Origin of the sequence: Streptomyces sp. CB02400, from assembly GCF_001905725.1 — a bacterium.
GTDB lineage: Bacteria > Actinomycetota > Actinomycetes > Streptomycetales > Streptomycetaceae > Streptomyces > Streptomyces atrovirens.
The window spans coordinates 304,580-324,787 of the sequence record NZ_LIWB01000009.1 but is presented as its reverse complement, the minus strand read 5'-3'; the positions used below and the strand labels follow the sequence as shown (position 1 = coordinate 324,787).

General features: G+C 73.9%; 15 protein-coding genes. 7 read left to right on the top strand and 8 right to left on the bottom strand.

Translation table 11 applies throughout. The features are described from left to right. Nucleotides 1-613: 613 nt before the first annotated feature. Nucleotides 614-1,111 carry a hypothetical protein gene (locus tag AMK33_RS23220; RefSeq protein WP_235618170.1) on the top strand — a complete coding sequence of 166 codons (498 nt, stop codon included), beginning with the start codon at nt 614-616 and terminating at the stop codon, nt 1,109-1,111. A gap of 321 nt (nt 1,112-1,432) precedes the next feature. Then, nucleotides 1,433-2,812 (top strand): MFS transporter, encoded by a 1,380-nt coding sequence (locus AMK33_RS23215; protein ID WP_201263066.1) that lies wholly within the window; start codon nt 1,433-1,435, stop codon nt 2,810-2,812. Nucleotides 2,813-2,856: 44 nt separating this feature from the next. Here AMK33_RS23215 and AMK33_RS23210 read toward each other — a convergent pair whose 3' ends face one another. The 4 genes from AMK33_RS23210 to lnt all read right to left on the bottom strand — a co-directional run bounded on the left by AMK33_RS23210 (nt 2,857) and on the right by lnt (nt 7,945). Next, nucleotides 2,857-4,845, bottom strand: coding sequence for a helix-turn-helix domain-containing protein (locus AMK33_RS23210; RefSeq protein WP_073934839.1), 1,989 nt, complete (start codon nt 4,843-4,845; stop codon nt 2,857-2,859). Between the two features lie 87 nt (nt 4,846-4,932). Then, nucleotides 4,933-5,733, bottom strand: coding sequence for a 3-hydroxybutyrate dehydrogenase (locus tag AMK33_RS23205; RefSeq protein WP_073934838.1), 801 nt, complete (start codon nt 5,731-5,733; stop codon nt 4,933-4,935). 54 nt (nt 5,734-5,787) lie between these two features. Next, entirely contained in the window at nt 5,788-6,267 is a 480-nt protein-coding gene (locus tag AMK33_RS23200; RefSeq protein ID WP_073934837.1) for an NUDIX hydrolase, read from the bottom strand. 64 nt (nt 6,268-6,331) lie between these two features. Then, nucleotides 6,332-7,945, bottom strand: coding sequence for an apolipoprotein N-acyltransferase (lnt, locus tag AMK33_RS23195; protein ID WP_073934836.1), 1,614 nt, complete (start codon nt 7,943-7,945; stop codon nt 6,332-6,334). A gap of 271 nt (nt 7,946-8,216) precedes the next feature. Between lnt and AMK33_RS23190 the strand changes: the two genes are divergently transcribed. Continuing rightward, nucleotides 8,217-9,260 (top strand): O-antigen ligase family protein, encoded by a 1,044-nt coding sequence (locus AMK33_RS23190; protein ID WP_073934835.1) that lies wholly within the window; start codon nt 8,217-8,219, stop codon nt 9,258-9,260. 354 nt (nt 9,261-9,614) lie between these two features. On the opposite strand, the gene AMK33_RS23185 is transcribed toward AMK33_RS23190, so the two are convergent. Both AMK33_RS23185 and AMK33_RS23180 read right to left on the bottom strand, forming a co-directional pair. After that, entirely contained in the window at nt 9,615-10,148 is a 534-nt protein-coding gene (locus tag AMK33_RS23185) for a hypothetical protein (protein ID WP_073934834.1), read from the bottom strand. Between the two features lie 50 nt (nt 10,149-10,198). Further along, entirely contained in the window at nt 10,199-10,993 is a 795-nt protein-coding gene (locus tag AMK33_RS23180) for a glutamate racemase (RefSeq protein WP_073934833.1), read from the bottom strand. 16 nt (nt 10,994-11,009) lie between these two features. Here AMK33_RS23180 and AMK33_RS23175 point away from each other — a divergent pair, with 16 nt between their 5' ends. Then, on the top strand, nt 11,010-12,227 hold the full coding sequence (locus AMK33_RS23175) for a glycosyltransferase (protein ID WP_073934832.1): 1,218 nt from the start codon (nt 11,010-11,012) through the stop codon (nt 12,225-12,227). 7 nt (nt 12,228-12,234) lie between these two features. Here the strand turns inward: AMK33_RS23175 and AMK33_RS23170 are convergent, their stop codons facing one another. Then, a complete protein-coding gene (locus AMK33_RS23170) occupies nt 12,235-13,509 on the bottom strand; it encodes a TerD family protein (protein WP_073934831.1) in 1,275 nt (424 codons plus the stop codon). A gap of 295 nt (nt 13,510-13,804) precedes the next feature. On the opposite strand from AMK33_RS23170, the gene AMK33_RS23165 reads away from it, so the two are divergent. The 3 genes from AMK33_RS23165 to AMK33_RS23155 all read left to right on the top strand — a co-directional run bounded on the left by AMK33_RS23165 (nt 13,805) and on the right by AMK33_RS23155 (nt 17,773). Continuing rightward, complete coding sequence (locus AMK33_RS23165; RefSeq protein WP_073934830.1) at nt 13,805-14,233, top strand: DUF6643 family protein; 429 nt, start codon at nt 13,805-13,807, stop codon at nt 14,231-14,233. Nucleotides 14,234-14,605: 372 nt separating this feature from the next. Then, nucleotides 14,606-15,211 (top strand): Rv1733c family protein, encoded by a 606-nt coding sequence (locus tag AMK33_RS23160; RefSeq protein ID WP_073934829.1) that lies wholly within the window; start codon nt 14,606-14,608, stop codon nt 15,209-15,211. A 123-nt stretch (nt 15,212-15,334) separates the two neighbouring features. Continuing rightward, nucleotides 15,335-17,773 carry a right-handed parallel beta-helix repeat-containing protein gene (locus AMK33_RS23155; RefSeq protein WP_073934828.1) on the top strand — a complete coding sequence of 813 codons (2,439 nt, stop codon included), beginning with the start codon at nt 15,335-15,337 and terminating at the stop codon, nt 17,771-17,773. Here the strand turns inward: AMK33_RS23155 and AMK33_RS23150 are convergent. Beyond that, complete coding sequence (locus AMK33_RS23150) at nt 17,743-20,085, bottom strand: hypothetical protein (RefSeq protein WP_073934827.1); 2,343 nt, start codon at nt 20,083-20,085, stop codon at nt 17,743-17,745. The genes AMK33_RS23155 and AMK33_RS23150 overlap by 31 nt on opposite strands. Nucleotides 20,086-20,208: the final 123 nt, after the last annotated feature.

Genomic DNA, 20,208 nt, shown 5'->3' with positions numbered 1-20,208 from the left:
ACTTCCCAGGACGCAACCCACCCGCCGGGGACACCATCCTTCGGGCCACACCGTGTCGGGTGTCTGCCACGGCACTCCGGGCGAGCTGTACCGAGGAGTCCAACGGTGACGTTCGAGCAGCCGCCTGTCCCTGATCTCCTGCTGTGACGGTGGAGGAGGCGGTGTCGATGGTGTCGTTGATCGAGGGGCTGGAGGCCCGGGAGGCGGCTGCCGGGTGCGGGTGGAGGAGTTTGAGTCCCGGATCGCAGAGTTGACGGCACGGCTGGAGGCCGAGCGGGAGACGTGGTCGCGGCTGCGGGTGACGCGCGAGCCGGTGGCCGCGGTGGTCGCGGAGATGTCCGTCCCGGACACGGCCTTGCCGTCCTCGACCTCGTCCCGTCCCCTCCCGGCTCACTCGGCCGCACAGCATGGTCCGGGCCATGCAAAGCGAACCCCAGCCGCCGGGCCTGACCAAGCCCGTCCAAGGGCGTGCCCTCCGGCTCATCCAGGCACTGATCACCGCCACCGAGTCCGAAGGACAATCCTGTTCGGCAGGAAAGACGGGCTCTGCACCCCGTCTCACCGCCGCCGCAGGGCATCTCCCCACTTCACCATCACCGCTCAAGGGCACACGGTGGGTCTCCTCGTCCTCCAGGACAAGGACCGGACCGAGCATGGCGCGACGGAGAAGGAACTCGCCGAGGCCAAGAAGTACTCCCGGATCAGGACCCCCCGCTTCGACCACACCCCGTACGAGCGTCTCCGCTTGAGCCTCAACGGCGGCCAGCCGCACCGGGCGAGCGAATGGGCCGACACCCCCGGCCGCCCCCTCGAAGACCGGCTCGCCGAGATCGCCCAAGAGGTCACGCTCCGCGGTGAAGCCGCCGAACGCCGACGCCTGGACGAACTCGAGACAGCACGGCAGAAGCGCATCCGCTGGGAAGCCGCCGTGGAAAGGGCGCGCGTCCAGTACGCCGAGGCGTACCGCGTCAGACACCTCGAAGAGCAGGAAGCGGCATGGCGCCACGCGACCCGACCGACCGAATACGTGAGCGCCGTACGCACACGAGTCGAGACCCTGCCCCCAGGCCGAACCAGACCGAAGCCGAGGCATGGATCAGCTGGGCAGTAGCCGCCGTCGAGCGTCTCGACCCACTGAACCAGCCACCCCGGATGCCCGACATCCCCGAACCACGAGCCGACGACTTGAAGCCGTTCCTCGGGCACTGGAGTCAGCACCGCACCGTCGAATCACCCTGAACTGCGCGTCCCGGACGGCACTCGTTTCGACCACCATCGAGCCCCTGAGACGCCTTTCCATGAGCCGGCATGGTGGCCGCACGCATAGCCGACCCTCGAACTATGTTGCCCCGCCACATGTGCGCCTGACCTGCGGATTCCTACGGTGTGGCGACACGCAAACGTCCCCGTCACACCTCAGGAAGTGGTGCCGATGTCGTCGCCCGCAACCGCTCCACCAGCCCCGAACAACCTCAAGCGCATCGTCGCCGCGTCCCTCATCGGCACCACCATCGAGTGGTACGACTTCTTCCTCTACGGTTCCGCCGCCGCGCTCGTCTTCAACAAGTTGTTCTTCCCGGACTCCGATCCGCTGGTCGGGACGCTGCTGTCGTTCCTGACGTACGCCGTCGGGTTCGCCGCGCGGCCGCTCGGCGCGCTGGTCTTCGGGCACTACGGGGATCGGCTCGGGCGCAAGAAGCTGCTGGTGCTGAGCCTGTTGATGATGGGCGGGGCGACGTTCGCGATCGGGCTGCTGCCCACGCACGCCACCATCGGCAGCGCCGCGCCCGTGCTGCTCACCGTGCTGCGGCTGGTCCAGGGGTTCGCGCTCGGCGGTGAGTGGGGCGGTGCCGTGCTGCTGGTGTCCGAGCACGGGGACGCGCGGCGGCGCGGGTTCTGGGCCTCGTGGCCACAGACCGGCGCGCCGGCGGGGCAGTTGCTCGCGACCGGTGTGCTGTCGCTGCTGACCGCCGTGCTGTCGGACTCCGCGTTCGAGGCATGGGGCTGGCGGATCCCGTTCCTGCTGTCCGGGGTGCTGGTGATCGTAGGCTTGTGGATTCGTCTCTCTGTCGATGAATCGCCGGTGTTCAAGCAGGCGCTGGAGCGGGCCGAGGCCCGTAAGGCGGACGCGGGCGCCGAACGGATGCCGGTCGTGGCGGTCCTGCGGCACCACTGGCGTGACGTGCTGGTGGCGATGGGGGCACGTATGGCGGAGAACATCAGCTACTACGTGATCACCGCGTTCATCCTCGTGTACGCGACCACGTCCGCCGGGGTTTCGAAGCAGACCGCGCTCAACGCGGTGCTCATCGCCTCGGCGATCCACTTCGCCGTCATCCCGGGCTGGGGTGCGTTGTCCGACCGGCTCGGCCGGCGTCCGGTGTATCTGATCGGCGCGGTCGGGGTGGGGCTGTGGATGTTCCCGTTCTTCGCGCTGATCGACACCGGCGGATTCGCGAACCTGCTGCTGGCGGTGACCGTGGGTCTGGTGCTGCACGGGGCGATGTACGCGCCGCAGGCCGCCTTCTTCTCCGAGATGTTCGCGACCCGGATGCGCTACTCCGGTGCCTCCATCGGCGCCCAGTTCGCCTCCGTCGCCGCGGGTGCGCCGGCGCCGCTCATCGCCACGGCGCTGCTCTCGGACTACGGCAGCTCCACGCCGATCTCGCTCTACGTCATCGCGGCGAGCCTGCTGACGGTCGTCGCCGTGGCGGCCGCCGAGGAGACCCGGCACCGGGACCTGGCGGACGCGGACCCGTCGGATGACGCGGACGGACCGGTCGAGGCGGTCCAGGACGCGCGCACCGTCTGATCCCGCAGGGCGCCGGCCCCCCGTACGCGCCCCGCGTACGGGGGTCAGTGCCGTGCGGGAGGCGGCGTGCCCGCGGACAGGCGGTGCAGGCGCAGGGCGAGCTGGATCTCCAGGGCCCGGGCCGGGCTCTGCCAGTCGTCGCCGAGGAGGCGGCCGACGCGTTCCAGCCGCTGGGCGACCGTGTTGACGTGGACGTGCAGTTCGTCCTTGGTGCGGGCGGGGCTCGTACCGCAGGCGAAGTAGGCGTCGAGGGTGCGCAGCCGCTCAGTGCCGCGTCGTTCGTCGTACGCCACGACCTGGCCGATGGTGCGGGTCACGAAGCCGGTGATGTCCCGCTCGCCGGCCAGCAGCAGCCCCAGGAAGCCGAAGTCCTCGGCGGCGGAGCCGTCACCGGCGCGGCCGAGGAGGCGGAGGGCGTCCAGGCAGCGGCGGGCCTCCGCGTAGGCCGCCGCCACGGTGTCGGGGCGGGCGGTGAGGTGTTCGACCGGGGCGGACGCGCCGACGGTGACCGGTTCGTGGACGGCCGTGCCCAGGTGGCGGGCGGTGCGGCGGGCCAGCTCTGTGGCGGTGTCGCCGGGGGCGAGGGGCAGCAGCAGGACGGTGCCACCGTCGCGTGCGGCGGCGAGGCCCTGCCGGGTGGCCGCGAGGTGGGAGGCCGCGGCCCACAGCCGTCTGCGGGCGTCCGCCTCCTCCTCGGCGTCGGCGGCGGGGCCCTCCAGGCGGGCGGCGAGCACGGCGTGGGTGGCGTCGAGGTCGGCGTGCAGCCGGGCCGCGCGCTCGCGCAGCAGGCGTGGGTCGCGGTCGCGGGCGTCGAGCAGGTCGTCGAGCAGTTCGCCGCGGACGCGCTGTTCGGCCTCGGCGGCGGAGCGGCGGGCGAGCAGCAGCAGTGAGGTGACCATGGCCGCGCGTTCCAGCGTGCGCTGGTCGACGGGGTCGAGGCCTGGGTGGCCGCGCAGGACCAGCGCGCCGAGGAGTTCGTCGCCGGCGGCCACCGCGGCGATCCAGTCGTCCCGGTGCCGTACCGCGTGGCCTTCCGCCCGTGAGGACTCCAGGGCCTGGGCGGGGGCCGCGGTGGCCTCGGTGAACTCGACCGTGCCGTCCAGGACCTGGGAGACGGCGGCGGCCACGTCGTGCACCCCGCCGCCGCGCAGGACCAGCTCGGCGAGCCGGTCGTGGACGTCGGAGGCGCGCTCGATGACCGCGCTGCGGTCCTTGATGATCTCGTTGGCGCGTTCCAGGCCGGCGAGGGCCGAGCGGGTCTCGGCGAGCAGGTTGGCGGTGTCGATGGCGGCCGCGGCGAGGGCGGCGAAGGAACCGAGCAGGGCGATCTGCTCCCGTTCGAAGACCCTGGCCCGCCGGTCCGCGGCGAACAGGACGCCGATGACGTGGTGTCCGAGCATCAACGGCACGCCGAGGATGGCGACGAGTCCCTCGTCCCGCACGCCGGTGTCGATGCTGTGGGTGTGCTGGAAGCGGTCGTCGCGGAAGTAGTCGTCGGTGACGTAGGGGCGGGCGGTCTGGGCGACGAGGCCGCCGAGTCCCTCCCCCATGCCGAGGCGCAGCTGCTGGAAGCGGGCGGCGACCGAGCCCTCGGTGACCCGCATGTAGGTGTCACCCCTGGCCGGGTCGTTCAGGCTGAGGTAGGCCACGTCGGTGCCGAGCAGGGAGCGGGCGCGCTGCACGATCGCCTGGAGCACGGCGTCCAGGTCGCGCAGTCCGGCGAGGTCGTGGGCGGTCTCGAAGAGGGCGGACAGCTCGGCCTCCCGGCGGCGACGCCCCTCCAGCTCCGCGCGCACCCGCAGGGCGAGCACCTTGGCCTGCTGGAGGGCGGCGATCCGCTCTGCGGGCAGTCCCTCGGCGCGGGCGAGCAGCACCGGCTGCTCGTACGCCTCGGCGGAGGCGCCGCGGGCCAGCAGCTCCAGGAACGGCGTCTCGGCGCTGCCGGAGGCGGGGCCGGCGTCGGGACGCGTCCGGCCCGGCGCTCCGGCAGCGGGGGCGGGGCGCTCGGCGGACTGCACGTGATCGCGGGACATGCTCACAGGATTCCCCATCCCGCGGCCGCCCCGTCAGGCCTGTGGAAAACTCCGTCGGCCGACGGCCGGCCGCTGGTGGCCGATGCCTCAGTGCGCGGTCCAGCCGCCGTCCAGGACCAGTGAGGTGCCGGTCACGAAGGACGCCTGGGGGCCGCACAGATAGGCCACCGCCTCGGCGACCTCCTCCGGTTCGATGAGCCGCCGGACGGCGCTGTCCCGCAGCATCACCTCGGACAGGACACGTTCCTCGGGGATGCCGTGGGTCCGGGCCTGGTCGGCGATCTGCTTCTCGACCAGTGGGGTGCGCACATAGGCGGGGTTCACACAGTTGGAGGTGACGCCGCGGGGCGCCCCTTCGAGGGCGGTGGTCTTGGACAGTCCCTCCAGACCGTGTTTGGCGGCCACATAGGCGGACTTATAAGCAGAGGCGCGCAGACCGTGGACCGAGGACACATTGACGATGCGGCCCCATCCCTGGCCGTACATGTGGGGCAGGGCGCCCCGGATGAGCCGGAAGGGTGCCTCCAGCATCACGGTGAGCACCGTGTGGAAGACGTCGGGCGGGAACTCCTCGATGGGGCGGACCAACTGCAGCCCGGCGTTGTTGACCAGCACGTCGGTGCCGGCGGCGGCGAGTTCGGCGGCGTCCAGGTCGGTGAGGTCGAGGACGTGCGGCTCGACGGCGCCCCCGGCGCCCCGGGCCGCCTCGGCGAGCGCTTCCAGGCCCGCGGCGTCCCGGTCGACGGCTCTGACCTCGGCACCGGCGGCCGCGAGCCGCAGCGCGCAGGCGCGGCCGATGCCGCCGGCGGCGCCGGTGACGAGGGCGGTACGGCCACCGAGGTCGAGCGGGGTGGCGTGAGGGGCCGGAAGGGCACGGGGCGCGGTCATGTCTCGACCCTAGGCAGCACCCCCACGGTGCCCCATGTGGGCAAGCCCTACAGTTCAGCCAGTTCCAGTGGGGTCGAACCATGTGGGTGCGTCGGACATGGCTTGCTTGATCCGGAAGTGCGCGAACTCGTTCAGCTCCGGCAGCGCGTCCACGGCGAACCAGCCGACGTCCAGCGACTCGTCGTCGTTGACCCGTGCCTCGCCGCCGAGGGCACGGCAGCGGAAGGTGATGTCCATGTACTGGCAGACGTCGCCGTTGCCGTACGTCACCGGGTCCAGCGCCTGGACCAGTACGACCCGCTCGACGGCGCAGCGCACCGCGGTCTCCTCCTCGACCTCCCGCACGGCGCAGGCCGCGGGCTGCTCCCCGGGGTCGGGGATGCCGCCGATCACCGACCACTTGCGGGTGTCGGTCCGGCGGTTCAGCAGGACTCTGCCCTCGTCGTCGAAGACGAGCGCGGTGACCCCGGGGAGCCAGAGGAGCTGATGACCGGCGGAGGCGCGCAGGGTGCGGATGAAGTCAGGAGTAGCCATGCCCCGACCCTAACCGGCCGGTCAGGACCCTCCCCGGCGCTTCAGGGGGCGTGCGGCAGGCGTACTACCGCACGTCACCGGCGCGTCGCCCGCGCACCCCGGCGGCGACGGACCGGCCCAGTCCGCCCGCGGCGACCAGGACGAGGGCGATCTCCGGGAGGACGCCGAGGCGGGTGGCGGGGGTCCGGGAGGTGCGCAGCGGCACCTCCTGCACCAGCGAGTCGGCGACGAACATGCCGGTCTTCTGCGTGATCTCCCCGTCGGGCATGATGATCGCGCTGACCCCGCTGGTCACCGGCACGGTGACGGCGCGGCTGTGCTCCACGGCGCGGACCCGGGACATGGCGAGCTGCTGGTGGGTCATCTCGCTGCGGCCGAACGTGGCGTTGTTGCTGGGCACCGAGATCATCTGGGCGCCCGCGGTGACCGTGTCGCGCACCGCCCAGTCGAAGGCGGCCTCGTAGCAGGTGACCAGGCCGACGCCGGCACCGTTCATGGTGAAGACGCCCGGCTCGCCGCCCCGGCTGAAGTCCCGGCTGACCATCGACGTCCAGTTCTCGTTGATCGCCCCCACCAGCGAGCGCAGCGGGAGGTACTCGCCGAACGGCTGGATCTGCCGTTTGTCGTAGGTGTCGACGGGGCCCTTCTCCGGGTCCCAGAGGATCTGCTCGTTGAGCAGCTCGCCGTCCCTGTCGACCACCCCGCCGACCGAGATGGGCGCGTCGATGGCCTTGGCCGCCTTGTCGATGACGGTGCGCGCGTCGGGGTTGGTGAAGGGGTCGATGTCGGAGGAGTTCTCCGGCCACAGCACGATGTCGGGGCGCTCGGCCCTGCCGGCCGCGACGTCGGCGGCCAGGCGCTCCGTCTCCCGCGCGTGGTAGTCGAGGACCGCACGCCGCTGGGAGTTGAAGTCGAGACCGAGGCGGGGCACGTTCCCCTGGATGACGGCGACGGTCACGGTGCCGGCCTCGGCCTTGTCACCGACCAGCGACCGGGCGGCGAAGGCGGCCACCAGCGGCACGGCGACGCTCAGCACGCCGACGGCCGCCGCGGCCCGCCGTACGGTTCCGGTGCGCCGGGCCCGCAGGGCCAGCCGGACGATCTCGTACAGGCCGAAGCCGCACAGCACGACGGCGAAGCCCAGCACCGGGGTGCCGCCGAGCGCGGCGAGCGGCAGGAAGGCACCGTCCGCCTGGCCGAACGCGACCTTGCCCCAGGGGAAGCCGCTGAACGGCACGCGCGCGCGTACCGCCTCGCCGGCGATCCACAGCGCCGCCGCCCACACCGGCCACCCGGGGAGTTTCGACACCGCGGCGACGCCCGCGCCGACCAGCGCGACGAAGACCGCCTCGATCACCACGAGGGCGATCCACGGGCCGGGCCCGACCTCCACACCGGTCCACACCAGCAGCGGCAGCAGGAAGCCGAGGCCGAAGAGGTAGCCGAGGCCGAGCGCCGCCTTCCAGCTCCGGCCGCGCAGCACCCAGCCGAAGACGGCGAAGGCGGGCAGGGCCAGCCACCACAGGGTGCGCGGCGGGAAACTGACGTAGAGGAGCAGGCCCGAGAGCGCGGCTGCGGCGGCCGGGAGGAGGCGCACCAGCCGCCCGCCCCGCGCCGGGGGCGCGGTCTGCGGCGGCATCGGGTCCGACTCGTCGACGGAGGTTGCGGTGACGGTCACTCCGGGAGTCTACGGCGCGTGACCTGGCGGCCGACAGCACGGTCGACGGGGTGCGGGACGCCGGGCGGGCCCTCGCCGCCTCCGGGTGTGCGGGCCGTGTGCCGCATCGTTTCCTCGCGACTTGTCACCACACATCCCCAAACCGGGCACCAGCCGTTACGGTGTGCCGGTGCCCTGGTCGTGCGGCCCGTCGCGGCGCCGGCGGCGGCCGGGGCCCGTCACAGGTCGGGGGCGACGACGTGGTGCGGGGTGCGGGGTGGGTTCCACAGGGATGGCTTCCGCCGGTCCGGATGCGGACGGCGAGAGACGGATCGGTGCGGACGCGGCGGGGGTCGCGGTACTGGGGGCCTGCGCGGCCTGGCCGCTGATCACGGCGGCGGTCCGGGGCGGCCGTCCCGAGGGGATGCTGCTCGCGGTCCTCGCCGTGGCCGCGGGCTATGCGGCGGGCCGGATCGGCGGTGCGCTGCTGCCGGTGGCGGCGCCGTGCGCGGGTGCCCTGGCCGGCGTCGGCCTGACGGTGACAGTGCCGCATCTGGCGCCGGGCCCGCAGATCACCGCTCCGCTGGGGCACGCCGGTGCGACGACCGCGATGCTGGCCCTGTCGGCCGGTGCCGCCTGCTGCGCGGCTTGGGCGGCCTCCGCGCGGGCGGTGCGGTTCGCACTGTGTCTGCCGGCCGTGGGGGTCGTGGTGGCCGCGGCCGTACTGGGCTCCGTCTCCGGGTGCGTCGCGGGCGCGGCGGTGCTGCTGTGCTCCCTCGCCGTGGGCCGGGTACGGCGTCGGGGTGCCGCCCTCGCCGGGCTGGCCGTGGTGACCGCCGGGGTGACGGGGCTGATCTGGGCGGTGGCCGACGGCGCTGTGCCGGAAGGGGTCGCCGCGTCGCTGGAGGGGCGGCTGACCGCGCACCGCGTGGGGCTGTGGCGGGACGCGCTCGTCATGGTCCGGGAGCATGCGTGGCTGGGGGTGGGGCCGGGGCGTTTCGGGGAGCTGAGCACGGCGTCGGGGCAGTCGCCGCTGGCGGACGGCAAACCGCATTCCGCGCCGTTGCAGTCGGCGGCGGAGCAGGGAGTTGTGGGGGTGGTGTTGTTGGGGGTGGCCTTCGGGTGGCTGTTGTACGCGTTGTGGCGCAGTCCCCGGGGGACGCCGGTGGTGCTCAGTGCGGGGGTTTCTCTGACGGTGCTCGCTGTCGTCGCCGCGGTGGGCAATGCGTTGAGCTTCACGGCGGTGTCCGTGGGGGGTGGGGTGCTGGCGGGGCTGGCTACGTCGCGGCCGTTCGCGGAGGACCCGGGGCGCCGTGACGTGCGTCCGCGCGGGTGACTGGTGCTCGCCGGGTACGTCCGCGCGGTGACTGGTGATCGCGGAGGGTGTCGCGCGGCCCGGCGCTTGCGGGGTGCCTCCCCCGCTCTCGGCTTCTCCCTCACTCTCGGCTTCTCCCCCACTCTCGGCTTCTCCCCCACTCTCGGCTTCGCTCGAGCGGGAGGTACCCCCATGAGCGGGAGGGACCCCCATGAGCGGGAGGTACCCCCACCGCCCACCCGTGCCGCCCCGGGGGCACCTTCCAGGCCCTTGAGGCCCTGAGGGAGGCACGACTGCCCGCGGAGGACGAAGGCCAGCGGCGCGACCGCCCGCGGGAAAGCGGGGGCGTCGGCACGGCTGTCCGCGGCTGCGCGGTCAGTTTTTGTGGGGGCGGAGGCGGTCTCGGATCACTGTCACCGCTGCTTCCGCGTCGTCCACCGTCACCGTGAGGGTGTGGCCGTCCCACAGGCGCAGGATGATGCCCTCGCCGCGGCGTACGACGACCGCCGTGCCCTTCTCGGGGCGCCAGCGGTATCCCCAGCCGCCCCAGTGCCGCGGGGTGACGTGCGGGGCGAACTCCGCGCCCGCGACGTGCGAGAGCGGGATGCGGCGGCGGGGGACGCCGATGTGGCCGCAGCGCACCTCCAGGTGGTCCTCGTCGACCCGCAGCGCGACATGCACGAAGGCGAGGGTGCCGAACAGGACCAGCAGCCCGGCGGCGATGCAGCCGACGACGGCCATGGCCAGCGGCGCGATGCCGGACGTCCACTGGGAGTCGACGGCCAGCGCGATGCCGAGCGCCAGGCAGGCGACGCCGATCAGCGCCAGGAACCACTGGAAGCGGTTGGTCGCGCGACCGGTCCAGACCTCGGGGTACGGGGCATGCTCGCCGTGGCGGTGGTCCCTCATGGATTCGAGGTTACTCAGGATCCGCTCCGTGGGTACCGCGTGGCGCGGCGTTACTGGGCCGTCCGGGCGGCAGCGGCGTACCGCAGCAGCCGGCCCTCCGCGTAGGTGAGGGCGGCCGTGGGCAGCGCGCCCTCGCGTCCGCTCAGCAGCACCGTCAGGGTGCCGCTCGCCGGCGCCTGGGGGGCGGGCTGCTCGCCGAGACGGCGCAGGGCCTGGGCGGCCACCGCTCCGGCGGAGCCGTGCAGGGCGAGCGGCGGGCGGCCGGGGCGCCGCACGGCGGCCCGGATGCGCTCGGCGACCAGTTCGTAATGGGTGCAGCCCAGGACGACGGTCGTCACATCGTCCGGGGTGAGCTCGGCGGCCGCGGCGACGGCGGCGTCGATCGCCGTCTCGTCCGCGCGCTCCACCGCCTCGGCGAGCCCCCAGCACGGCACCTCGGTGACGGTGACGCCGTCGGCGAAGTTCTCGATCAGGTCCCGCTGGTAGGGGCTGCCGGTCGTGGCCGGGGTGGCCCAGATGGCCAGCGGTCCGCCGCCGGCCGCGGCCGGTTTGATCGCCGGGACGGTGCCGATGACCGGCAGGCCGGGCTCGAGGCGGGCGCGCAGGGCGGTGAGGGCGTGCACCGTGGCGGTGTTACAGCCGACGATCAGCGCGTCGGGCCGGTGCGCGGCGGCGGCCTCGGCGACGGCGAGGGCGCGCTCGGTGAGGTCCTCCGGGGTCCTGGGTCCCCAGGGCATGCCGTCGGGGTCGAGGGAGAGGACGAGATCGGCGTCGGGGCGCAGCCGCCGTACCGCGGCGGTGGCCGCCAGCAGCCCGATTCCGGAGTCCATGAGCGCGATCTTCACCCGGCCACGATAGACGATGAGCCGCTTCGGGCCCCTGTCGTGGGGCAGACTGCGGCAGGTGAGCGCCATTGTGTGGAGTGCCGCCGGATCACTCGCCGCCTGGTGGTGGCTGCTGTTCTGCCAGGGCTTCTTCTGGCGTACGGATGTGCGGCTCCCGCCGTCCCGCGACCCGGGGACCTGGCCACCGGTGTGTGTCGTGGTCCCCGCGCGGGACGAGGCGGCGGTGCTGCCCGCGAGCCTACCCTCGCTGCTCGCCCAGGACTATCCGGGCCGGGCCGAGGTCTTCCTCGTCGACGACGGCAGCACGGACGGCACCGGGGAGCTCGCGCGGGAGCTCGCGGACCGGCACGGCGGGCTGCCGCTCACGGTGGGCTCTCCGGGCGAGCCGCCCGCCGGCTGGACCGGCAAGCTGTGGGCGGTGCGGCACGGCATGGGACTGGCACGCGCGCGTGACCCCGAGTACCTGCTGCTGACGGACGCCGACATCGCGCACGCCCCGGACAGTCTGCGCCGGCTGGTGGCGGCGGCCCGTACCGGGGGGTTCGACATCGTGTCGCAGATGGCCCGGCTGCGGGTGGCGAGCCTCTGGGAACGCCTGGTCGTACCGGCGTTCGTCTACTTCTTCGCGCAGTTGTACCCGTTCCGCCGGATCGGGCGGGAGGGTACCCGTACGACCGCCGCGGCGGGCGGCTGTGTGCTGCTGCGTGCCGAGGCGGCCGAGCGGGCGCGGGTCCCGGACGCGATCCGGCAGGCCGTCATCGACGACGTGGCGCTCGCCCGCGCGGTGAAGCGGAGCGGCGGGCGGGTCTGGCTGGGGCTCGCGGACCGGGTGGACAGCGTGCGTCCGTATCCGCGGCTGCGCGATCTGTGGCGCATGGTGTCGCGGAGCGCGTACGCGCAGTTGCGGCACAGCCCGGTGCTGCTGGCCGGTACGGTCGCCGGGCTGACGCTGGTGTACCTGGTGCCGCCCGTCGCGGTGGTCGCGGGCGCGGTGACGGGGAGCGGGGTCGCGGCCGTCCTCGGCGCGGCGGCCTGGCTGGTGATGTCGGGGACGTACGTGCCGATGCTCCGGTACTACCGGCAGCCGCCGTGGCTCGCTCCCCTGCTGCCGTTCACCGCGGCGCTGTACCTGCTGATGACGGTGGACTCGGCGGTGCAGCACCGCCGGGGGCGCGGTGCGGCCTGGAAGGGCCGCACCTACGCACGTCCGGACGCCGTACCGGACGAGGGCTGAACAGCCCTCACTTACGGCCGGGGGTCCAGTTCATGCCCCATCCATAGGCGTGGTCGACGGTGCGCTGCGGGCTCACTCCCCGCTCCGGGACCAGGTAACGGGCCTCGCGCTGGACGACGAGCTCGCCGCCGCCGGTGTTGGTGATCAGGGCGAGCGCGCACACCGTCGAGGGGACGGTGCACTCGTCGAGGGAGAAGTCGATCGGCGCGCCGTGCTGCGGCCGGAGCGTGACCGTGGCGTGCAGGTCGGCGAAGGAGCGGGCGCCCTCGTAGATGGTGACGAAGACGAGGACGCGCCGGAGGAGGTGCCTGTGGTCGAGGTTGACGGTGAGGTTCTCGCCGCTGCTCACGGCACCGGTGCGGTCGTCGCCGTCCAGGTGGATGAAGGGGGGCTGGTGCAGTGCCCCGAAGGCGTTGCCGAGGGCCTGGACGACGCCCTTGCGCCCGTCGGTGAGTTCGTACAGGGCGCACAGGTCGAGGTCGAGGTCGGAGTGCATGGCGACCGGGCGGCCCAGCTTGCCGGCCCAGCCCGAGAACTGCTTGCGGACCTCCCAGTTGAGGTTCACGTGCAGGGCGCCCGACGTGCCGCCCTGCTTGGTCAGGGAGACGGAGGGGGCCGCCTTGGTGAGCGTCACCTTCGTCAGCCGGACCGGCGCGGGGGGCGCGGGGGGCGCGGACGGCGGAGGCGGTGCGACCGGAGGGGGCATGGTGACCGGGGGCGCGACGGGCGGCACCGGGGCGGCGGGCGCCGCGGGGGCGTGCTGCGGTTCGTCCACCGTGATGCCGTAGTCGGTGGCGAGGCCCTCGAGTCCGCTGCTGTACCCCTGGCCGACGGCGCGGAACTTCCAGGCGCCCTGGCGCCGGTAGAACTCGCCGAGGACGAAGGCCGTCTCGGTGGTCGCGCCCGTGCTGTCGAAGCGGGCCGCCACGGTGCCGTTCGCTGCGTCCTTGACCTCGATGTACAGGTCCTGGACCTGTCCGAACGTGCCGCCGTCGCAGGAGGCGGCCAGGATCACCGTCTCGATGCCGGGCTCCACGCGCGTGAGGTCGACGAGCAGGGTGTCGGTGACCCGCCCTCCCGCGTCCCGCTTGCCCTCGTGGCGTACGGCGCCGGAGGCGTGGGCGGGCTGGTTGTAGAAGACGAAGTCGTCGTCGGAGCGGACCTTCCCGCCGGTCAGCAGGAGGGCCGAGGCGTCCGCGTCGGGTACGCCGGGGCCGGAGCGCCGGCCCACGTCCACCCGCAGTGCCGTCGTCGGCACCGGTGTGTTCGATCCCTTCGGCATTGACATGTCCGCCCCCATCACGGGTCGCCGCGCCGGGCCGGGACCCGGCATCCGTCGGTGTTCGTGCGCACAACTTATTCCCCCGCGCGGGGAACTCCCATGGGGAGTGCGCGGGAACCGGTGGCCGACCGCCGGTAACCCGCCCGGAACTCGGCCTTTACACGAAATACGCCTGCCGATGTGCCCGTTTTCCATAAGTTCGCTCGCATTGGGGATCCCCAGTCACGCCGGGCACGGAAAACAACCCTCTTATCGGTCTCCCCAACCAGCACATCGTGGGCTTAACTTATGTGCCATGACCTCCCCCCGCTCCACTTATGGCGGCGGCTACTACTCCGCTGCCTTCCCGGACACCCCGATCTACGACTCCCTCGTGGCCGAGCGGGGTACCCCGCAGATCGCCCCGATCCGGGTCCCCGCCGCGTACGAGGCGCCGGCCAGTCATCTGCCCGCCCTCCCCTCGGCGTTGCCCGCCCTCCCGGCGGCCCCGTCCCAGCCCTCCTACGGCTACCCGCAGGTGCCGCAGCCCGCCCCGCTCCAGCAGGCGCCCGCGGCGTACATCCCGCAGCAGGCGACCGCGCCGCGCGGCTACCCCGGCCCTCAGCCGCAGCCGCCGCGTCCGGTTCCGCCCGCGGGCTACGAGGCGATGCGCCCCGCGGCTCCGCGGCCGGGTCCCGCTCCCTACCAGGACCCGTACAACAGTCAGCAGTACCGCGGGTACTGAGCCTGCCCGGGGCTGTCGGTGCCGTACGGCACGACGGCCCCGCGGGCATGCCCGTCCGCGCCCGATTCGCCGGAGGCCCCGAGGCCGCTTCCGGCTGTCCCTGGGGAGGGAATCGGACTTCTGCCCAGCGGGGCAGGAAACGCAGTTCCGGCCTCGGACAACGCCGACCGCCGCGCTTCGTACGGGACGCCGCCGGGCTTCTGACCGGCGGCGTCCGGCTGTCCGCGGCGGGAACGCGGGCATCGGCGCCGTCGTGGGCGTCCGCGACTCAGCGGTTCCCGTCGCGGGCGCGGGAACCGGGTCCCGGGCTCGCGCGTTGGCCTTTCATGAGAGATCCGTGAAAGGACCCGCGGGGGGAAGGGGGCGCGGACCGTGCGAGCGATCAGCGGACTCTGGCGCTGGCGGCACAACCCGTTGTGCCGCGGGACCGACCTGGCCGAGGCCTGGGTGGCGTTCACGGCGCTGCTGCTCGTCCTCGTCGCCGCACCGGTGGCCGGCGTCCTCGTCGGAGGCGCCGCCCAGGACGCCCTGCAGCGTTCCGTCCGCGCACAGCACCAGTCCCGGCACCTGGTGACGGCCACGGTGGTGCGCGAGCTCGATCCGTCTCCGTCGGCCGCCGACCCGGAGATATCCGCCGGCGGGGATCCGCGCCACCGCGTCCTCGCCCACTGGACCGCGCCGGACGGCACCGAGCGGAGCGGGCCGGTGCCGACACGCCTGAAGGATCCCCGGCCGGACGACCGCTTCCGGATATGGACCGACGGGCACGGGACCACGGTGGCCCGTCCCCTGGACACCGCGACGGCCACGACGCACGCCGTGCTCGCCGGCATCGGCGCCGCCCTGGTGACCGCGGCCCTCGCCGAGGGCTTCAGGCGGCTGGCCGTCCGGCGCATGGTCCGCCGCCGGTACGCGCGTTGGGACCGGGCATGGGAGAAGGCGGGCCCGGACTGGGGCAGGACCGGGACCGGCAGCTGACCGACGTCACGGCTCTGGTCAACCCGGTGCCCGTGCGCACGCTACGGTGGTCCGGCCGAACCGATCGGCGGCAACACGCGCGTGAACGAGCCACGTACGACAAGGTGGGGGCACAGCTACGCCATGGCACAGGGCACGGTCCAGGTGACGCACACCGGCACATCGAGGTGGCGGCGCCGCACGGGTGAGTACGCATCGCTCGCCGCCGCCCTGGAGGCCGCGGCCGAGGGCGACGTCCTCACCGTCGCTCCGGGGACCTACCGGGAGAACCTCGTCGTGCAGCGGGCGGTGACCCTGCGCGGTCCCGAGGGCTCACCCGGCTCGGTGCGCATCGCGCCCCCGGACGGCGTTCCGCTGACCGTGCGCGCCTCGGCGGTGGTACAGGACCTGCACGTGGAGGGGCAGGACGCCACCGCCCCGGCCGTGCTGGTCGAGGGGGGCACCCCGGAGCTGCGCGACATACGCGTGGTCACCCGGTCCGCGGCCGGCATCGAGGTGCGCGGCGGCGCCCGGCCCACGGTGCGCCGCTGCACGGTCGACAATCCGGCGGGCGCCGGCATCGCCGTACTGGACGGCGGGGGCGGGGTGTTCGAGGAGTGCGAGGTGGTCGCCGCGGGGCAGGCGGGGGTCGCGGTGCGCGGCGGCGCCCACCCCCGCCTTGAGCGCTGCCGGGTGCACCACGCCTCGGGCTCGGGACTGACCGCGACCGGGGAGAACTCGGCGCTGGAGGCGGTGGGTTGCGAGGTCTACGAGGTGCGGGGCAGCGGTGTCCAGGTCACCGGCCGCGCCACCGCGCACCTCACCGACTGCGATGTGCACCGTACGACCGGGGACGGCGTCACGCTCGACACGGACGCGGTGCTGACGCTGGCCGACTGCCGGATCCACGACATCCCGGAGAACGCGGTCGACCTGCGGTCCCGTTCGGTGCTCACCCTGACCCGCACCAGCGTGCGGCGGTTCGGCCGCAACGGTCTGTCGGTGTGGGACCCGGGCACGCGCGTGGACGCCAACCAGTGCGAGATCTTCGACAGCACCGGTGACTACCCCGCGGTGTGGGTGAGCGACGGCGCCACCGCCGTACTGGACTCCTGCCGGGTGCACGACGTGCCGGACGCCCTGTTCGTGCTCGACCGCGGTTCCCGCGCGGACGTCGTCGACAGCGATCTGGCGCAGGTGCGCAACACGGCCGTGTCGGTGAGCGACGGCGCCACCGCGCAACTCGACGACTGCCGGATCCGGGAGGCGGCGACGGGCGCCTGGTTCCGCGACCACGGCAGCGGCGGCACTCTCGACAACTGCTCCCTGGACGGCGTGCAGACCGGCGTGATCGTCACCAAGGGCGCCGACCCGACCGTCGAGCGCTGCACCGTCGACTCCCCGGCCGAGGCCGGTGTCTACGTCTCGGCCGGCGGTCGCGGCACCTTCGTGAACTGCCGGGTCACGGGCAGCGGCGGCTACGGCTTCCATGTGATCGACGGCAGCCGTACGACGCTGCGGAAGTGCCGCACGGAGCGCTGCGCGCGCGGTGGGTACGAGTTCGCCGAGGGCGACGCGGCGTCCGGTTCGGGCGGTCCCGTCGTGGAGGACTGCACCAGCGACGAGAGCGGGAGCCTGAAGCCGGCGGCGGCACCGGAGCCGGCCGCCGCGCGGACGGTGAGCCACACCACCGGCCTGCTGAGCGCCGTTCCCGCCGCCCGCACGACCGAGCCGGCACCGCCCGCCCCCGCCCCCGAGCCGGAGCGGGAGACCCGCACCTCCAAGGCCGTGCTCGGCGAACTCGACGCGCTGGTGGGCCTGGAGAGCGTCAAGCGCGAGGTGCGCGCCCTCACCGACATGATCGAGGTGGGCCGGCGCCGGCAGCGGGCGGGCCTGAAGGCGGCGTCGGTCAAGCGGCATCTGGTGTTCACCGGCTCCCCCGGCACCGGCAAGACCACCGTGGCCCGTCTGTACGGCGAGATCCTCGCCTCGCTCGGGGTGCTGGAGCAGGGGCATCTGGTCGAGGTGTCCCGGGTCGACCTGGTCGGCGAGCACATCGGCTCCACGGCGATCCGCACCCAGGAGGCGTTCGAGAAGGCGCGCGGCGGTGTGCTGTTCATCGACGAGGCGTACGCGCTCTCCCCGGAGGACGCCGGGCGCGACTTCGGCAAGGAGGCCATCGACACGCTGGTGAAGCTGATGGAGGACCAGCGGGACGCGGTGGTGGTGATCGTTGCCGGCTACACGGCCGAGATGGAGCGGTTCCTGTCGGTCAACCCGGGTGTGGCGTCCCGTTTCTCGCGGACGATCACCTTCGGCGACTACGGCCCCGAGGAGCTGCTGCGGATCGTGCGGCAGCAGGCCGAGGAGCACGAGTACCGGCTGGCACCGGGCGCCGACGAGGCGGTGCTCGCGTACTTCACCGACATCCCCAAGGGGCCCGCGTTCGGCAACGGACGCACCGCGCGGCAGACCTTCGAGGCGATGGTCGAGCGGCACGCGAGCCGGGTGGCCCAGCTCGACGAGCCGACCACCGACGACCTGACCCTCCTCTACGCCGGGGACCTGCCCGCGCTGCCCTGAGCACCGTCGGGCTCCCCCGCCTGCCGGGGTGCCGGTACGTCCGGCCGCAGGCGGGCGAGCAGCCGGTGCCGTTCCTCGGCGAACGCCGGGTCGGCCTGGTAGTCGGAGTGGCCGAGGATCGGCGAGGGCAGGGGGTGGGCCTCGGTGCGGCCGTAGGCGAGGGGGTCCTGGAGCGCGGGGCGGTCCACGGCGGGGCCGCGGTCGCCGGGCAGCCGCATCGGGCCGCCGATGGGGTCGGTGCGCCGGTGGAGGTTGCGCCAGCAGTCGACCTCCCGGTGCAGGGAGCCGAGCGCGTCCGGTCCGAAGTGGGCCGGGAACCAGCGGCCGTAGAGCCGCTCCAGCGGGGAGCCGTAGGTCAGCAGCGCGACGCGTCCGCGGGTGGACGGCGCGAGCTGCCAGGCCGTGGCGGCGGCGAGGACGCTGCCCTGGGAGTGGCCGGAGATCACCAGTCGGCCGCCGGTGGCCCGGGTCCAGGTGGCGATGCGCCAGGTCAGGTCGGGCACCGCGCGCTCGGCGTAGCAGGGCGGCGCGAAGGGGTGCGCGGCGCGCGGCCAGAAGGTGCCGACGTCCCACAGGATGCCGATGGTGCGCCGCGCGGAGGCGTCCTTGTAGGCGCGGCGGCCCGAGGTGACGAGGAGTATGAAGCCGAGTCCGATCAGCCAGGAGCCCAGCGCCTGCGCGGTCTCGGCGGCGCCGTGGACGACGGCGTACGAGCCCCGGGCGGCCTCGCCGGGCGTCTTGTCGGTGGTCAGGGCGCCGACGAGGGCCCCGGCGCCCAGCAGCAGGGTCGCGGCGGAGGTGACGGCGAGGACGCGCGGTGCGCGGTCGGTGAGCGCGGCCATGGCGCGCACGGAGGCGATACGGCGGGTGCGGCCGGGGTCGCCCGTCTCGCCGGGGTACTCGCGTTCCACGGCGGCGCGCTCCGCGCGTGCGAGCCGCCAGGCGCGCCGGGCGAGCCAACCGCACAGCACCAGCAGCAGGACGAGCAGCGGCGGGATCACGGAGGCCTGCCAGGTGAGCAGCACGGGCGGGCCGGGGATGGAGGTCCCGGTGCCGTCCAGCCAGTCGGAGACCCGCTGGGAGACACCGCCGGACATGACGCCGCCCAGCGCGCAGGCGAGCATGGCGACCGCCGGTCCGGCCAGGCCCCGTATCGCGGCGCGCCGGTCGGGGTCGGTGCGGTGCAGGCCGTGGGCGACTCCGGCCAGCACGATCACCAGCAGGCCCTGGGCGAGGGCGAGGGCGCCGAAGGTGGCGTCGCCCGGCAGCCTGCCCGCCGACTCCCAGCCGGGGCGCTCCCACCCGGCGTAGAGCAGGGTGAGGGCGAGCAGGACGAGGGCGGCGAGCGGCAGGTACCGCACCAGGTGCCGGTCGAGTCCGTCGTCCAGCCGGCGTTCGGTGCGGCCCCGGCGGCACACCACCCACACCACGACGCACGCCCCGGCGGCCAGCGCCGCCTCCAGGAGCACGCCGAGGACGCCCAGGGCGGCCGGGCCGCCCGGCTCGCGGTCGTGGCGGGCGGCGGCGGAGCCGACCGCGGCGGCGACGGTGAGCAGTCCGGCGGCGGTGTGCGCGGCGCGCAGCCGGGCGACCAGGCGCCGGCCGTACCAGAAGCCGGGCCGACCCAGTGCGGTGCGCCCGCCGTCCTCCTCGGGCCCGTGGTCGTGGGTCATCGGCTGCTGGGACTCGTACGCGCTCCAGGTGCGCAGGGACAGGAACCACAGCAGGCCGGTGAGGGCGGCCGGCACCAGGGCGGCGAGCGCCAGCCTGCGGCCCGGTGTGCTCCACCAGCCGCCGTCGGACATCCCGGGAGAGAGGAAGCCGAGCCAGGAGTGCCGCTCGGCGCACGCGCGCGTGCCCGCGCACTGCCAGGCGGCCAGGTCGAGGGCGACCTCGCAGGCGGCCGCTACGAGCAGCACCGTCAGGCTGAGTCCGGCCAGCCGCACCAGCAGCCCGTACAGCCGGACCGCGCGCCGGCGGCCGTGGGCGGTGGGGCGCATCCAGTGGGCGAGGTTGACCACCATGAAGGGGAGCAGCAGCAGCCACAGGGCGCGGGTGCCGTTCCCGGAGGTGAGGTTGCACCAGACGTAGGCCTCGGGGACGGGCCCCTCGCGTCGTCCGGCGGGCCGGCGCTCCGCGTCGACGTCGTCGGCGCGGCGGAACACGGCGGCGATGTCGTCACCGGTGATCCGCACCGTGCGCGGGTCGTCGAGCATCTCCTCGGGGGTGGTGCCGCCCACCCCGTGGACCAGGAGTTCCAGGGCGGTCCCGTCGGTGCCCTCGGCCGGTCCGTGTCGCTGCGCGTTCTCCACTGATTCGCACTTCCCCCGTGACGCCCCGTCGGCTCCGTCCGTGCGGGCACAGGATCTCCCGTGACGGAACGGCTCACACCTCTCGTCACGTAATCTCCCCGGTCCGTGTGACAGGCAAGCGAC